At 66.6% G+C, this 15,465-nt stretch carries 12 protein-coding genes; 8 read left to right on the forward strand and 4 right to left on the reverse strand.

The features are described from left to right. From IB223_RS01910 to IB223_RS01925, 4 genes are all read left to right on the forward strand, one after another. Window positions 1–1,083: a catalase family peroxidase gene (locus tag IB223_RS01910; protein WP_192200000.1), complete on the forward strand. Its 1,083-nt coding sequence runs from the start codon at window positions 1–3 to the stop codon at window positions 1,081–1,083. Then, window positions 1,080–1,673: a cytochrome b/b6 domain-containing protein gene (locus IB223_RS01915; protein ID WP_192200001.1), complete on the forward strand. Its 594-nt coding sequence runs from the start codon at window positions 1,080–1,082 to the stop codon at window positions 1,671–1,673. The genes IB223_RS01910 and IB223_RS01915 overlap by 4 nt, the downstream gene beginning before the upstream one ends. Before the next feature lie 182 nt (window positions 1,674–1,855). Further along, on the forward strand, window positions 1,856–2,062 hold the full coding sequence (locus tag IB223_RS01920) for a hypothetical protein (RefSeq protein ID WP_192200002.1): 207 nt from the start codon (window positions 1,856–1,858) through the stop codon (window positions 2,060–2,062). Window positions 2,063–2,157: 95 nt separating this feature from the next. After that, window positions 2,158–4,284 carry a TonB-dependent receptor gene (locus IB223_RS01925; RefSeq protein ID WP_192200003.1) on the forward strand — a complete coding sequence of 709 codons (2,127 nt, stop codon included), beginning with the start codon at window positions 2,158–2,160 and terminating at the stop codon, window positions 4,282–4,284. 24 nt (window positions 4,285–4,308) lie between these two features. On the opposite strand, the gene IB223_RS01930 is transcribed toward IB223_RS01925, so the two are convergent. Continuing rightward, complete coding sequence (locus IB223_RS01930; RefSeq protein ID WP_192200004.1) at window positions 4,309–5,721, reverse strand: ATP-binding protein; 1,413 nt, start codon at window positions 5,719–5,721, stop codon at window positions 4,309–4,311. Continuing rightward, window positions 5,718–6,437 carry a response regulator gene (locus IB223_RS01935; protein ID WP_192200005.1) on the reverse strand — a complete coding sequence of 240 codons (720 nt, stop codon included), beginning with the start codon at window positions 6,435–6,437 and terminating at the stop codon, window positions 5,718–5,720. Before IB223_RS01935 ends, IB223_RS01930 begins: the two co-directional genes overlap by 4 nt. 561 nt (window positions 6,438–6,998) lie before the next feature. Here IB223_RS01935 and IB223_RS01940 point away from each other — a divergent pair. Beyond that, window positions 6,999–7,202: a hypothetical protein gene (locus IB223_RS01940; protein ID WP_192200006.1), complete on the forward strand. Its 204-nt coding sequence runs from the start codon at window positions 6,999–7,001 to the stop codon at window positions 7,200–7,202. 58 nt (window positions 7,203–7,260) lie between these two features. Continuing rightward, a complete protein-coding gene (locus IB223_RS01945) occupies window positions 7,261–8,277 on the forward strand; it encodes a hypothetical protein (protein WP_192200007.1) in 1,017 nt (338 codons plus the stop codon). Between the two features lie 38 nt (window positions 8,278–8,315). On the opposite strand, the gene IB223_RS01950 is transcribed toward IB223_RS01945, so the two are convergent. Beyond that, window positions 8,316–9,152, reverse strand: coding sequence for a polysaccharide deacetylase family protein (locus IB223_RS01950; protein ID WP_192200008.1), 837 nt, complete (start codon window positions 9,150–9,152; stop codon window positions 8,316–8,318). Between the two features lie 24 nt (window positions 9,153–9,176). Beyond that, on the reverse strand, window positions 9,177–10,586 hold the full coding sequence (locus IB223_RS01955) for a glycoside hydrolase family 30 protein (RefSeq protein ID WP_225590892.1): 1,410 nt from the start codon (window positions 10,584–10,586) through the stop codon (window positions 9,177–9,179). A 409-nt stretch (window positions 10,587–10,995) separates the two neighbouring features. Here IB223_RS01955 and IB223_RS01960 point away from each other — a divergent pair, with 409 nt between their 5' ends. Beyond that, window positions 10,996–12,006: a LacI family DNA-binding transcriptional regulator gene (locus tag IB223_RS01960; protein ID WP_192200010.1), complete on the forward strand. Its 1,011-nt coding sequence runs from the start codon at window positions 10,996–10,998 to the stop codon at window positions 12,004–12,006. Between the two features lie 352 nt (window positions 12,007–12,358). After that, a complete protein-coding gene (locus tag IB223_RS01965) occupies window positions 12,359–15,403 on the forward strand; it encodes a TonB-dependent receptor (protein ID WP_192200011.1) in 3,045 nt (1,014 codons plus the stop codon). Window positions 15,404–15,465 lie beyond the last annotated feature (62 nt).

Consider the following 15,465-nt stretch of genomic DNA (forward strand, 5'->3'; position numbering starts at 1 on the left):
ATGTCGAGCCCTCCCCCCGATCCGCTCCCGCCGACAACCTCCACCGCGCCGTGGCCGGCCCTGGTCGCCATCGCCACGCTCCTCCTGATACTGGCCACGGCGTTCGCATGGGTGGGAGGCTGGATCGGGAGGGATCGCCTGACAGCGCCGCGCCTGGTGGACGCCATCGAGGGCGGCAAGCCATACCCCGGCTTCCGTCGCGCGCACAGCAAAGGCGTCTGCGTGGCCGGCTATTTCGAACCTTCAGCGCAAGCCGCGCGGCTGTCGCGTGCACGGGTGTTCCATCAGCCACGCACGGCGGTGCAGGGCCGGCTGTCGATCGGGGGCGCCGATCCGCATGCGCTCGACGCGCAGGCGCGGGTACGCAGCCTGGCGCTGTTGCTGAAGACCGACGATGGACAGGAGTGGCGCATGGCGATGAACAGCTTCCCGTTCTTCGCCGTGGCCACGCCGGCCGGATTCCACGCGCAGTTGCTGGCATCGCGTCCGGATCCTGCAACGGGCAAGCCGGATCCGGCCAGGATGGCGGCGTTCCTTGCCGAGTATCCGGAGGCGAAGCGGTTCCAGGCGTGGGCGAAATCCGCCGCCTGGTCGAGCAGTTGGGCGAACACGGCCTACAACGGGGTCAACGCGTTCCGCTTCATCGATGCGGCCGGACGCGAACGCTTCGTGCGCTGGTCGATGCAGCCACAGGCGCCCTTCGAGCGCCTGGGCGATGCAGAACGCGAGCACGCCGATGCGGACTATCTGCATGAGGATCTCCAGGCGCGCCTGCAGCAAGGTCCGCTGCGCTGGAACCTGGTCGTCACCGAGGCGGCAGCCGGCGATCCGGTCGACGATCCATCGCAGGCCTGGCCCGAAGACCGCCCGCAGCACGTCGCCGGCGTCCTGGTGCTGGAGCGCAGCCAGCCGCAGGCCACCGGCCCGTGCCGCGACGTGAACTACGATCCGACGGTGGTGCCGGAAGGCATCGCGCTTTCCGGCGATCCGATCCTCGCGGCGCGCGCGGCGGCCTATGCGGTGTCGTTCGACCGTCGAGAGCGCGAGACCGCCCGGGGCGATGCCGGGGAGGCCGCGCGATGAATCGCCACGGACATTTCGATGCGCTTGCCCGCCTGCTGCATTGGGGCATGGCCGTCCTGATCCTCTCGATGCTGTTCATCGGTGTGGGCATGGTCGCCTCGTTGGCGCTGCGCCCCGTGCTGATCGATCTGCACCGGCCGCTCGGCATCGCCATCCTGCTGCTGGCGCTGGTGCGGCTGTACCACCGCTGGCGCAGTCCGCCGCCCCCGCTGCCTGCGGACCTGCCACGTCCGCAGGCGATCGCCGCGAAGGCCTCGCACGGGTTGCTGTACGCATTGATGCTGGCCATGCCGCTGCTGGGCTGGGCGACGGTGTCGGCAGGCGGTTATCCGGTGCAGATGGTCGGCGCGCTGGCACTGCCTGCGCTCATCCCGCACGACCCGACGCTCTACGCCTGGTTGCGCGGCGCGCATGGCGTGCTCGGCTACGCGCTGTTCGCACTGGTGATGGCGCACCTGGGCGCCGCCCTGTATCACGCCTGGGTACGTCGTGATGGCGTATTCGACGCGATGGCGCGGAGTGGTGCGCCACGGACGGTGCCGGCACAGGTCGCGACGGCGATGCGGAAACCCGATGTCGCGGAAGACTGAATTCCCGCACGGCGCCGCCATCCGGAGGGCAGCGCAGGCCCGGGATTCATGACCAGCACGCTGGCGATGGCCCCGATGCTTCGCATGCTCTCCGGAACAGCAGACCGGGCATCACGCGTTGATGCCCATGCGCGGCATGGCAGGTACACGCCGGTGTCTGCCCTTGTGTGCGGATTGAATGGATGGATGAGACCGCCTTGTTGCAGGAAGGCGTGGGGCTGTACGAAGATGTTCCGCGTGATCCTTCTCAAGCAGAAAGTGCGTCCGCAAGCGAGTCACTGACGTCTCATGCGCGGATGAATGTCGGAACACGCAACGGCCTGCCAGATTCATCCGGTTGCAGGCCTACCAATCCCTGGTGGATGGTCAGCAGCGACAGGATGGGCTGAACGTGCGTATTCCGCGCCTGGCGCTGGCGGAGCGGACTTTTCGCTGGCCTGTGCCCCGCGCCATCGCCCCGCCTTCCGGTCCATGCATGCAAGCGATGTCGCGAATCCGTTGGAAAACCGGCACCCTGCTGCTCATGCCGTGGGCCGCCGCCGTGGCGGCGGATGAGCAGCGGATGGCTGCGGAGACGCTTGACCGCATCGTGGTCACCGCCACGCGCCTCGAATCGGTGGATGCCTTCGACGTGCCGGCCTCCGTCGATACCGTGGTGTTGGGCGATGGTGGTGCGCGACCTCTTTCCGCATTGTCGGAAGCGCTGGACGGCATCCCCGGATTGCGTGCGCGCGAACGGCAGAATCTGGCGCAGGACACGCAGCTTTCGATCCGCGGCTTCGGCGCGCGCTCCACCTTCGGCGTGCGTGGACTGCGCCTGTACGCCGATGGTGTGCCCGCGACCATGCCCGACGGGCAGGGCCAGGTATCCCATTTCAACATGCAGGGCGCGGATCGCGTGGAAGTGCTGCGTGGTCCGTTCTCCGCCTTGCATGGCAACTCTTCAGGCGGCGTGATCCAACTGTGGAGCGACATTCCCGGGGAGGGCCATGAGGCCCGGGTGCAGGCAAGCGCGGGCAGCCACGGCAACCGCGTGCTGGGTGCGCGGGTGCGCGGTGCCGGCGATGTCGCGGGTTACAGCGTGGCGGCGTCGATGCTGGAGACGGACGGCTACCGCGCGCATAGCGCCGCGCGCCGCGAATCGCTGAATGCGAAAGTCCGGTGGAAGCCCGGCCGTGCCACGCTGGACCTGGTCCTCAATCATTTCGACGCGCCCAACGCCAAGGACCCGCTCGGCCTCACACGCGCGCAGGCTTGGCAGGATCCGCGCCAGGCAACATCGGTGGCGACGCAGTTCGACACGCGCAAATCCGTCCGGCAGGACCAGCTGGGTACAGTGTACGAATGGCCTTTCGCCAGCGGACACCTGCTGCGGGCGATGGCCTATGGTGGACGCCGCGACGTCGAGCAGTATCTCGCGTTGCCGGGCGCGGCGCAGGCCAATCCCCTCAACGCCGGCGGCGTGATCGATCTCGACAACGACTACGGCGGAGCCGACCTGCGCTGGTCATGGACCGGCGAGCTTGCCGGGCGTGCGTTCGAGGTCAGCGCAGGCGCGAATGCCGATCGGCAGCGCCAGCGTCGTCGCGGCTACGAGAATTTCGTCGGCCCGGCGCTGGGCGTGCGGGGCGCGTTGCGTCGCGAAGAGCGCAACCAGGTGTGGAATGTCGACCAGTACGCGCAAGCCTGGTGGCAGTTCGCATCCCGCTGGTCCGTGCTGGCCGGCGCGCGCCACAGCCGCATCGCATTCCGCTCGCGGGATGCCTACATCACGGCTACCAATCCCGACGATAGTGGCCAGGTGACGTACGAGCGCACCACGCCGGTGGCGGGGCTGGTGTACGCGCCAGTCGATGCGCTGCGGTTGTACGCATCGACCGGGCGCGGCTTCGAGACGCCGACGTTCAACGAGATCGGCTATCGCGCCGATGGCGGGGCCGGGCTGGCGTTCGATCTGCGGCCGGCGATCAGCCGCAACATGGAGCTGGGGATGAAGTGGCGGGGCGGGCAAGGCGCGCGCATCGACGCTGCGCTGTTCCGCGCCGATACGGACGACGAGCTGGCGGTCGCACGCAACGTGGGCGGCCGGAGCAGCTACCGCAACGCCGGCGCTGCACGGCGCCAGGGCGTGGAACTGCAGGCAGGCCTGCAGCTGCACGCCGCATGGCAGCTGCAGCTGGCCTACACGTGGCTGGACGCGACGTTCCGCGACGGCTTCCCCATCTGCACCTCGAGCGGTTGCACCACGCCGGGAGTGCAGGTTGCGGCCGGCACGCGCATCCCCGGGGTCGCCCGGCAGCAGGCATCGGTGCGCCTGGGCTGGCAGGGCGAGCAGTGGAGCGCGGCCGTCCAGGTGCTGGGCGTCGGCTCCGTCACGGTGAACGATACCGGCAGCGAACGCGCCCCCGGCCATGGCCTGCTGAACCTCGAACTCGCGCGCGATTGGCCGGCGGGCGGCGGGCGCCTGCAGGGCTTCGCCCGCATCGACAACGCGCTGGACCGTTTCCATATCGGTTCCGTCATCGTCAACGAAGGCAACGGCCGCTTCTACGAGCCCGGTGCCGGGCGCACGTTCACCGTGGGGCTGCGCTGGCATTGGGCGGACCGCTGACGGCGCATCGGTCTCCTGGCGCGCCTACGCCGATCGATGGGGAAGATGGACACTGGCGCGCAGGCCTCCGTTGCTGCGGTTCGACAGCGTCACATCGCCACCGTGAGCGAGCACGGTGGATTTCACGGATGCCAGGCCCAGCCCGATGCCGCCCGTGCTCCGGTTGCGTGAGGCATCCCCGCGCACGAAGGGCATGAACAACTGCTCTTCCTGCGTGGGATCGATGCCGGGCCCCTCGTCGTCCACCTGCAGGCGATAACCTTCGGGCTCCGCCGTCAGCGTGAGCTGCGCGCGTTGTCCGTACTTGAGCGCGTTGTCGACCAGGTTGGCGACCATGCGCCGCAGCGACAACGGGTCGCCTTTCATCGGCGCGTGCGATCCGTCCGCAAGCTGCACGTCGTGCCCGGTATCGCGCAGGTTGTCGACCACGCTTTCCACCAGCAGGCGAAGATCGAGTGATTCGTGCGTGCGCAGGCGATTCTGGTCGTGGATGAACTCCAGCGTGGCATCGATCATCTGCGACATCTCGTTGATGTCGGCGGATGCCTTGACGCGCGCATCGGAAGGCAGCGAATCCAGCCGGAACGCCAGCCGTGCGAGTGGTGTGCGCAGGTCATGGGCGATGGCGCCCGCCATCTCGCTGCGTTCCTTCAGCAGGCGGTTCAGTCGCGCCTGCATGGCGTTGAAGGCGGTGGCGGCGCTGGCGATCTCGCTGGGACCCGTGAGGGGGAGGGGCGGGGCATCGGCGTCACGGCCCATCCGGTTGGCAGCCCGCGTGAACTGGTGGATCGGTGACGCCAGTGCACGCGAGAACCACCATGCCAGCGGCGTCAGCGCCAGCACGCCCGCGAGGAACAAGGTGCCCAGCCTTGCGATGAAGGAAGCACGATTGCGCGTGTTCTCGACGACCCGCCAGCGCCCGTCAGCCTGACGGTAGGCCGCCACGAAATCGCCGCGAAGGGGAGCGTCGGGGCGCCAGTTGGGCGGGAACGGCGGCGGTCCGCCTTTCACGTCGACGGCTCCCTGCGCTCGTCCTTCCCCTGGCATGCCTCCGGGCGGAGGAACGGGAAGTTCTGCCGCAGGCGGCGCGGGAAACGGCGCGAGCGAGAAGGGTGGCCGGGGGCCTTGCAGGTGGAAGAAGCGCACCCGTTCCACTTCGCTGCCCAGCCATTGGGCGAGCAGTGCGGAGAACAGCGGCGAGGCACGGTAGCGCGCAGCGTCGGGTAACGGCGCCTGGTCGGCGTAGGAAACCTGCAGGTCGGGGCTGGTTGCGGGCATGCGCGAAGACAGCAACGCCGTCAGCTCGCTCAAGGCGATGCCATCCGCGGGCGGCCGGTACAGCAGTACCGCCATGCCGACGGTATACGCGACCACCAGCGCGACAAGCAGGAGGAGGAATGTCCGTGCGAAAAGCGGCAGGCGCCGACGGTTCGTCATCGGCGCACGACGGAAGGCAGCAGCATGTAGCCCTCGTTGCGCACGGTGCGGATCATTTCCGTGCCGCCACGCTCGTTGAGCTTCCGGCGCAGCCGACTGACCTGGCTGTCGATGGCCCGGTCGTAGACGTCCACGTTGTGGCCGCGCGCGTAGTCCAGCAACTGGTCACGGCTGAGCACGCGCTGCGGATGTTCGATGAAGGTGCGCAGCAGCGCGAACTCGCCATCGGAAAGATTGATGTAGGTGCCCGCAGGATCGCGCAGTTCACGGCGGGCCACATCCAGGCTCCAGCCATCGAAACCGAAAACGGTAGCGCCGTTGGTGCCGGTACCGCCATCGCCGGCGGGCGACCGACGGCGCAGAAGGGCGCGCACGCGGGCCAGCAGCTCGCGCGGATTGCACGGTTTGGCGAGGTAATCGTCGGCGCCGACTTCCAGGCCGATGATGCGGTCGGTATCCGTGCCGAGCGCGCTGAGCATGATCACCGGAGGGCCGGACTCGCTGGCCAACCGGCGTGCGGCGGCCAAGCCATCCTCGCCCGGCATCATCACGTCCAGCACGATCAGGTCGGGTCGCCGCCGCGCAATGGCATCCCGCATCGCGGCCGCATCGCCCACCTCGTCCACGCGATAACCGTGCTCGCGCAGGAAGCCGCCGATCAGCGTGCGCAGTTCGGGGTCGTCGTCGACCACCAGGATGTGGGAGCTCAGGTCCATGGCGCGGGGGGCGTGCAGCGTCCGTGAGAAGTATGCGTCATTCCCCGGTTCTTCCCGACACAGGGGAAAAGAGCCGCCATGAGGGATGGCGGCAGGGGATTTCCAGGGGAGAGTACAAGGTTGGTCTGTCGCCAACGCCACCGCAGGGTGCAGCGCGTTCTTCGCGCCGGTATGTCGTCGTGTGTCGCGACGTGGCACTGCCCCCGGCACGGGGCGACACACGACGACATAGGCAAGCGACACGGCGCGTCCATCCTCACCACTCCCCGCCGCCGGTGTTCGCCCATGCCATCTTTGCGCCTTGCAGGGCCTTGTGGCGGCGGCCGCTGTTCCATTCATGCGACGGATTCATCCGCTGTGGAGCCTGCAGGCACCATGCCCGCCAACCACCCTTCTCAAGGAGGTTCCTTGTTGCACGCCACGCCCTCTCGTGCCGCCCTGTTGGGCTTGCTGGCCTTCGGCCTCGCCGCCTGCTGCTCGCCGCCGCATCTGCATCGTCCACCGCCGCCCGCACCTTTCGGTCACGACGGACCGCCACATCCGCATGCGGATGGATATGGCATGCCGCCGATGCCGGATCCGGAGCTCAGGGACGCGATCGCGCGCTGCGCCGACGAGCTCGACCTGCCGTTACCCGCCGCAGATGCCTCGCATGAACCGCCCCTGCTTGATCCGGAGCAGCACGACCTGCTGGACGCATGCCTGGAAGACCAAGGGTATCCACCACTCCCGCCGGCAAAGAGTCACGGGGACGACCCGGTTTGATCCTGCCGCCGCATAGGCTGTCCGGCATGCCCCGGACACCACCGCGTGAGCTCGTGCATTGACTGGCGCAACCGCGACAGGTCCGCGCCCGCGCGCCGCGGGTCGCGTGTGGCAGGCGCCGGAAGATGCCAAGGACCGCCTGATTGCCTGCCTGGTGAGCGTCATCGTCCTGGCGCTGACCGCACGCGTGCTGATGCTGCACCGTCCTGTTGTGCGTGCGGAGGCATCCGAATCCACGCTGCAGATACGCTTCATTGCACGCGCGACCGTGACACGGACCCCGCACGTGTCAGCGCGTCCGTTCCGCCCGGACCAGGACGAGCAGGACCTGCCGTCTGCACTGCAAGGGACTGCGTCACCGGTCACGTCCTCCGTGCGGGTCCATGCGGACCAGCGCGCCCCACTCGTGCTGTACGGCCGCGATGGACGCTTGCTTCTGCCGGAAGATGCGGCAGGGCGCGCCGTGCCGGTGCGGCCGCCACCCGGCACGGCCGAAGGTGCGGCGCGCAACAACGCGCCGGGTCCCTTCGACCGTCGTAATCCCGTTGATTACCGGGAGACCCGGTTCGACAAGGCCTGGCTCGGGAAAGGCACCGCCGGAGACAGCCTGCTGGAGAACGCGCACGGAACCGTCACCGGCACGGTGGTCATTCCGTTGGGGACGCGCGACCAGCCCGCACGCGCGCGCCCACCGCCGGAGGTCCGCTTCAATCCCGCATACCATGAGCGAGTGGCGGATCTCGGCAGCGAAGCAACAGGGGACGCCTACAAGGCGGCGCCCATCGCGTCCGAACCGGCTCCTGGCCTGGAGGGGGCCGCGAGCCGCGCGATCAGGACGCAATTGGCGGCGCTCGGTGCGGATTTTCCGCATTGCCGGCAGTCGCTGTATGCAGAACTGCTGCGGCCCATCCAGGAGCACCTGTCGCAGTTGGAGCGCGTCGAGCATGCGTTCGCGAACGGAGCCGATCCGACACGCGCGGAACACCTGCTGCCACGGGAGGCCGACATGGCCTACAACCTGGCGCGCCGCGCCGCTTGGCATGCGCGCGTGATGTTGTCGTCATGCCCGCGCTGAACGGGATGCCTCGTCGAGCGTTTATTGCAGGCGGAAGTTCATGGCGTGGCAGCCCGCGTGCTGCCGGATCGCGACGCATGCGCAGGCGATGGGCGTTCCGATGCGACGTGACGCATGATGTCGATGAAGGGCGCCACCCAGTACACGTCAGGATGGGCAGCCAGGTGCCGCAGCAACGCTTCGTGTGCGTCGTTGGAGACGGCCAGGTGGTCGCCGCCGATGCCATGGAAGGTGAAGTTGACCATCGTGCCCCGTCGCGCCGCCTCTTCGACGCGTGCGATCAGCGCTTCGCCGGTCACCTCGACCGGGACGTCGACCGGCACCGCCATCGGATCGAGTGTCGCCATGTCCGCGACCACGCCGCCCTGTCCCAGCTTGATCGCCACGAATGCCGATGCGACGGCGTCGACATAGTTTCCGTCGCGCGCCTGCGTATCACCGCAGGGCACGGTCATGGTCCGTTCGTGCCGGCCATCCAGTGCGGTCAGCATGACATTCGCCAGCAGCACCTGGTCGCGCATCTGCGCCACGGTGACGCTGTCAAGATCGCGGTGTGCCTCCACCCAGCCGCGATCAGGGCGGGCGCCCGAGCATTGGTGGAACAGGCTGTGGTTCCCGAGCTCATGGCCGTTGCGTGCGGCGGACACCCACTCCTGCTGCCGCGTACGCACCGTGTCGGAAGACAGCGTCAGGTAGAACGTGCCCTTCAGGCCGTGGCGGTTGAGTGCGGGGATCGCATTGTCCAACTGCGACGGAGCCGCATCGTCGTAAGCCAGGCTCACGGCGGCACGACGTCCGTCGGGCCACGCGAAAGCATCTGCGGCGGAGGCGGGTGCGCCCGGCAGCAGCAACAACAGGACAAGCAACGGACGCATGTCGGACTCCCCGCAGCCGTGTGGTCAGTTCACCAGTGTCTGGATCGCGCGTGCCGGGATGGTGACCATCGCCGATGCCTGGCCCACGTAGAAGTTGTACGTGATCTCCTTGTCGGTGGGATTCATCACCACCGTGGCCAATCGCCCGTCCGGATTGACGAAGGCGGTCGCGAGCAGCGTGCTGCGGCTGGTGGCGACGCTGACGCGGCGCGCCTGCGGCCGGATGAACTTCGAGAAATGGCCGATGTAGTAGTAGCTGGGCGTATAGATGAGCTCCCCGGTGCGAGTGTCCGCATGCAGCGGGGCGAAGCAGTAGTTGCCCACGTGGTTGGGGCCACCCTTCTCGTCCAGCAGCATGTTCCAGTCGGTCCAGCCGACGGCGCCGTTGTTGAGATCGTGGATCATGGAGGTCCCGTAGCGTTCGGCATTCGGCCAGTGCTGGTAGCGCGCGGGGTCGAACTTCTCGACCGCCGCCTCGGTCAGCAGCACCGGCTTGTCGGGAAACGCCTGCGTCACCGCCGCCACGTTGCGGTACATCGGGTCGAAGCCCGCCCACGTCTCGTACCAGTGGAAACCGAGGCCCCAGGCGTACTTCGCCGCCTCCGGGTCGCCGAGGATCACCTGGGCGCGGTACAGCATCATGTCGCGGTTGTGGTCCCACACGATGATCTTCTTGTCGGCATAGCCGGCCGCGTGCATGGTCGGGCCGAGGTGCTGCTTGAGGAAATCCCGCTCTTCCTCGGCCGTGTACAGCATCGATTCCCAGGTCTGCGTGGCCATCGGCTCGTTCTGCACAGTGATGCCCCAGATCGGCACCCCTTCCTTCTCGTAGGCCTGGATGAACCTGACGAAATAGTTCGCCCATGCCTGCCGGTACTCGGGCAGCAGCGCGCCGCCGCGCAGCATGTGGTTGTTCGTCTTCATGAAGGCGGGCGCGCTCCACGGGCTGGCGAACAAGGGCAGCTTGCCGCCGGAGGCCGCGATGGCCTGCTTGATCATCGGCAGGCGAGCCTGGCGGTCATGATCGATCGAGAACGTCTCCAGCGCCTTGTCGCCTTCCTTGATGTACGTGTAGCTGGCCGAGCTGAAGTCGGAGCTGTGGATGGTGGTGCGCGCCAACGAATAGCCGATGCCTTCCCGCGTGTCGTAGTAGGCACGCATGAACTCGGCCTGTTTCGCGGGCGGGAGCGTGGCGTAGACCTCGGCGGTGGAGTCGGTGATGGCGCCGCCGATGCCCAGCAATGACTGGAACCGCACGGCGGGATCCACGAAGACCGATGTCTCCACTTCCGTCAGCGTGTGCCCCGGCTTGAGCACGGCGGTGCCCGTCTCGCTGAGGCGCTGGCGGGAGTCCTGGGCGGTCGTGTAGATGGTCACCTTGGAGGCGGGTTGCATGGAGGTCTCCCGGGGTCCGGCGGCACCTGCGCCCGCCATTCCGGCAGCCATGGCAACGCCGAGCGTGGCGGCGGAGAACAATCGGATGGAATGCATGTCGGTGCCTCTTGGAGAAGAGTGCAGCCGGGCGCCCCGCTGGACGGCATCGGATGCACGGTAGTTGACAGCGCTGTCATAGCGTTGCTACATCTTGCTGTCAACCGATTGTGCGTCGGTTGCCGGAAAGACGGGATGCATAGCGCGTTCCTTGTGCGTGGGCATCGGATGTGTGTTGCCATGCAGCAACGGTTTGCGCGTGATCGTCGGCAGCCGCTGGTGTCTACCCGTGAGGTTTGTGGCATGTCGTACCTGCAGCGGGTCGCACCGTGCGGTATCCAAGCGGCGGGCATCGCTGTCAGAATCCGGCGTCGTGCCGGGAGGGTGGGCGGAGTGGATCAGGAGCATCCCAATGCGTAGTCGGATCGAAGACGTGGCCGCGGTGGCAGGCGTGTCCATGAAGACCGTGTCGCGCGTGCTCAACAACGAGCCGAACGTCCGCGAAGAAATGCGCCAGCGGGTCATGAAGGCGGTCGACCAGCTGCAGTACCGCCCCAACCTGTCGGCGCGCAGCCTGGCCGGGCAGCGTTCGTATGTCATCGCGCTGGTCTACAACAACCCGTCGCGGAACTACCTGATGGAGATCCAGAGCGGCATGCTGGATGCCTGTCGCGACAATCACTACAACCTGGTGCTGGCGCCCGTCGGTGCACCGAAGCAGCGCAAGGCCGACGACCTGAAGGTGGTGTTCGAGCACTTTGCGCCGGACGGCGTGGTGCTGATTCCTCCGCTGACGGACGACCCCGTGGTGCTGGAATTCCTCGAACAGCACGAGGTGCCGTTCGCGTGCATCGCGCCCAAGCACCCGGACGATCGCATCGGCGTGATGATGGACGAGACCGCCGCCGTGCGCGAACTCATCGCAGGGCTGGTGGCACAGGGCCATCGCCGCATCGGCCATATCAAAGGCCCGCCTGCGCATGGCGCCTGCCAGTGGCGTTACAAGGGTTACAAGGACGCGTTGCGTGCGTCGGGCCTGGAGTACGACGCGGATCTGGTGGTGCAGGGTGCCTTCTCGTTCGAGTCCGGCATCGAGGCCGGCAATCGGCTGCTCGACCTGCGCCGGCCACCGACCGCCATCTTCGCGGCCAACGACGACATGGCCGCCGGCGTCATCCGTGCGGCCTGCGAGCGCGGGCTGGCGGTACCGCGCGACATCTCGGTGTGCGGCTTCGATGACACGCCCATCGCGCGCCACATCTATCCTGCGCTGACGACGGTGCGTCAGCCCACGTCGGAAATGGGCAGGCTGGCCACGCTGCAGCTGTTGGCGCGCATCCGCACGGCGGACGCGGGGAGCATGGTGCACGTCGAACATGAAGTGCTGTTCCGCGAATCGACACAGCCACCCGCGCGCCGCTGAAGCGGGCGAGTTCCTCATTTGCATCGGCCCTGGATTCCAGTGGCGCTACGCGCGTCCGGAAGGATGGATGCCGCGCGCGCATTCCATACCAATAGAAAACCTTCCGTGTGGTTGCGCAGGAATTTTTTTCAGTTTCCTTGCGGCGACCCGCAGGAAAGAAAACGGTTTCAGCTGCGACGCAGCATGAAGAATAGTGCTTGAAACAAGCCTTTTTCTTCAAATCAATCGTGGAATCACAGAAAGTTGACAACGCTGTCAATCGCGCGTCCAATTCGGCCCAGCGTGAAAGGGGACAGGGGCCTCGAGCACACACACCAACGCCATTCGTGAATTTCCGGAGAGGGGAAAGTCCATGAAGCAAGTGCAATCCGTTCCAAGGAAGCGGGTGCTTACATCCGCATTGTTGCTCGCACTCGCAGGACCCGCATGGGCCCAGCAGGTCGAGCCCCAGGGCAATGCCGATCCGGCGCCCTCAACCACCGGTGAGGTGGATCCCGCCACGCTGGACACTGTCGTGGTCAAGGGCATCCGCGCGAGCCTGGAATCGTCGATGAACCTCAAGCGCGATGCGCAGGGCGTCGTCGATGGCATCGTCGCCGAGGACATCGGCAAGTTCCCCGATACCAACCTGGCCGAATCGCTCCAGCGCATCAGCGGTGTGTCGATCGATCGCACACCGAGTGGTGAAGGCTCGAAGGTCACGGTGCGCGGCATCGGCCCCGATCACAACCTGGTGCTCCTCAACGGTCGCCAGATGCCCGGCGCGCTGTTGAATGGTTTCTCCGCTTCCAACTCGCGTGCGTTCGATTTCGCCAACCTAGCGTCGGAAGCCGTGTCGGCCATCGAGGTCTACAAGACCGGCTTGGCGTCCAACCCGACCGGCGGCATCGGCGCGACGATCAACATCAAGACGGCACGGCCGCTGGAAAGCGCGCCACTCCTCAACCTGGGCGTCAAGACCGTCCACGACACGTCCAACGGCAACCTGCCCAAGATCATGCAGGGCGATGACTGGACCGGTGAGATGTCGGGCATCTTCAGCCAGACCTTCGCCGATGGAAAGTTCGGTATCGCCGTCAACGGCAGCTACCAGGAACGCGACAGCGGTTTCAGCCAGGTCGGCGTGACCGCCGGCTGGCGTACCCATTTCGGTGGCGAAGGCGGCTGGGGTGCGATCGCACCCGGCACGCCGGGCAACGACAACCTGCCGGGCCCGACCGATCTGTACTCGGTGCCGCAGAACCTCAACTACAGCGTCAACGGCATCCAGCGCCAACGGACCAATGGCCAGGTGACGCTGCAGTGGGCGCCCTCCGATCGCGTCACCACGACGCTGGACTACACGTACTCCGAGAACAAGATCCAGCAGCGCCGCAACGAAATGTCGGTGTGGTTCAACTTCGTCGGCGTGGAAAGTGCGTGGACCGATGGTCCCGCCGCCGGGCCCATCTTCTACCGCGAACTCATCCCGTGCACCGGCACGCAGAACCCGAACGGCACTTACGAGGGCTGCAGCGACCTGGCGATGGCCGGTGGCATCAGCGCGACGAAAGCCGAGAACGAGTCGGTCGGCTTCAATGTCGAATGGGAAGTCTCGGACGCATTGGACCTGGCGTTCGACTACCACCGCTCGACCGCCGAGCTGTCGCCGGACAGCGAGTGGGGTTCGCAGGGCAACATCGGTACCGCCGCGTGGATCCGTGGCGACACCACGGTGTATTTCGATGGCGAGCTGCCGATCCTCAACTACACGCTGGCGCCGGGCGTCACGGGTGTCGACCCGTCACAGGCGCGTGCGACCGGGCGGCAGTTCGTCAATGGCTATTCGCGCGGTGAAGTCGATCAGGGCCAGTTGAGCGGTACCTTCAAGTTCGGCGACTACTCCGACCTCAAATTCGGCGTGGCCAACACGGAGGTCAAGAACCGCACTGCATGGGGCATCAACGAAGCCGCCGACTGGGGTGGCATCGGGCTCGCGTCCGACTTCGACGACAGCCTGTGGCAGATCGACGACATGGCGCGGTATTTCGACGCGTTCCCGGGCCACAACGATCCGCGCTTCAGCAGCCAGTTCCTGGTGTTCGACTACGAGCGCATGCGCCAGGCCGTGGGTAACTTCACCGGCCGGCCGGACCTGGCCCGCCGCCCGGATAACTACAACCGCGCCGACCTTCGGACCACCGAGAAGACCCGCAGCGCCTACCTGCAGTACAGCACCAGCTGGGAAACGCGGATCCCGGTCAACCTGGCCGTAGGCGTGCGTTACGAAAAGACCGAGATCGAATCCGCGGCCCAGGTCGATACCCCGGTGCTCGTGCGTTGGGTGGCGGACAACGAGTTCTTCACCGACATGGGCGACAAGACGTTCACCACCATGACCGGTGAGTACGACTACTTCCTGCCGAGCATCGATACCAGCTTCGAGATCACCGAGAACATGGTGTTGCGCGCCAGCTATGGCCACTCGCTCGGTCGCCCCGGCTGGCAGGACATCCAGGGCGGGCAGACGGTCAGCCCGCTGCTGCGCGTCAATGGAGGCAGTGGCAATTCGGGCAACCCGAACCTGAAGCCGCTGTTGTCCAAGAACATCGACCTGTCGTACGAGTGGTACTACGCCGACGCCAGCTATTTCTCGGTCGGCTACTACCGCAAGAACATCTCCAACTACATCGACAGTGGCGCCGGTTCGTTCCAGGACACGCTGTTCAGCCTGCCCACGCCGGTGGGGGGTGCGTACTGGAATGCGGCCATCGCCGGCGGTTGCGGCAGCGCCGACGTGGGGTGCATCCGCCAGTTCATCTTCGACAACTTCGATGGCCAGCCGGGCGTGGACAGCACCGCAGGATCCAACGGCGAGATCACCGGCATCGCCGGGGATCCGTTGACGGTGTACAACGTCACCATTCCGGGCAATGCGGGTTCGCACAAGCTCAACGGCTTCGAGCTTGCCGTGCAGCACATGTTCGGGGACAGCGGCTTCGGTGTGGCGGCCAACTACACCATCGTCGACAGCGACAGCCTGTCCTACGACAACAACGCCAAGGGCCCGCAGCAGGTGCTGATCGGCCTGAGCGACTCGGCCAACCTGGTGGGCTTCTACGACAAGGGCCCGTGGCAGGTGCGACTGGCGTACAACTGGCGCGACAAGTTCCTCAACGGCCAGTACGACGGCGATGCGGCCGACCCTGCGAAGAACAACCCGGTGTACGTGGAAGAATACGGCCAGTGGGACCTGAGCGTGGGTTACAAGTTCAGCGACCGCTTCACGGTCCAGTTCGAGGGTGTCAACCTCACGGATGAGACCGCGCGGCTCAGCGAGCGCAACAAGAACACCCTGTTCTACGGCACGCAGACCGGCCCGCGCTACATGCTCGGCTTCCGTTACAACTTCCGCTGACGTTCGACGACATGCCCGGGTCCGGCACGGACCCGTGCAGCATCGCCCAAGCCGCTGGTTTC

Source organism: Pseudoxanthomonas sp. PXM03, assembly GCF_014852005.1.
Classification (GTDB): domain Bacteria; phylum Pseudomonadota; class Gammaproteobacteria; order Xanthomonadales; family Xanthomonadaceae; genus Pseudoxanthomonas_A.

Coding starts and splice junctions, on each gene's coding strand:
- IB223_RS01920 (WP_192200002.1), top strand. CDS start 1,856: ATGGATGAGACCGCCTTGTTGCAGGAAGGCGTGGGGCTGTACGAAGAT.
- IB223_RS01965 (WP_192200011.1), top strand. CDS start 12,359: ATGAAGCAAGTGCAATCCGTTCCAAGGAAGCGGGTGCTTACATCCGCA.
- IB223_RS01925 (WP_192200003.1), top strand. CDS start 2,158: ATGTCGCGAATCCGTTGGAAAACCGGCACCCTGCTGCTCATGCCGTGG.
- IB223_RS01940 (WP_192200006.1), top strand. CDS start 6,999: ATGCCGCCGATGCCGGATCCGGAGCTCAGGGACGCGATCGCGCGCTGC.
- IB223_RS01935 (WP_192200005.1), bottom strand. CDS start 6,437: ATGGACCTGAGCTCCCACATCCTGGTGGTCGACGACGACCCCGAACTG.
- IB223_RS01915 (WP_192200001.1), top strand. CDS start 1,080: ATGAATCGCCACGGACATTTCGATGCGCTTGCCCGCCTGCTGCATTGG.
- IB223_RS01930 (WP_192200004.1), bottom strand. CDS start 5,721: ATGACGAACCGTCGGCGCCTGCCGCTTTTCGCACGGACATTCCTCCTC.
- IB223_RS01950 (WP_192200008.1), bottom strand. CDS start 9,152: ATGCGTCCGTTGCTTGTCCTGTTGTTGCTGCTGCCGGGCGCACCCGCC.
- IB223_RS01910 (WP_192200000.1), top strand. CDS start 1: ATGTCGAGCCCTCCCCCCGATCCGCTCCCGCCGACAACCTCCACCGCG.
- IB223_RS01955 (WP_225590892.1), bottom strand. CDS start 10,586: ATGGCGGGCGCAGGTGCCGCCGGACCCCGGGAGACCTCCATGCAACCC.
- IB223_RS01960 (WP_192200010.1), top strand. CDS start 10,996: ATGCGTAGTCGGATCGAAGACGTGGCCGCGGTGGCAGGCGTGTCCATG.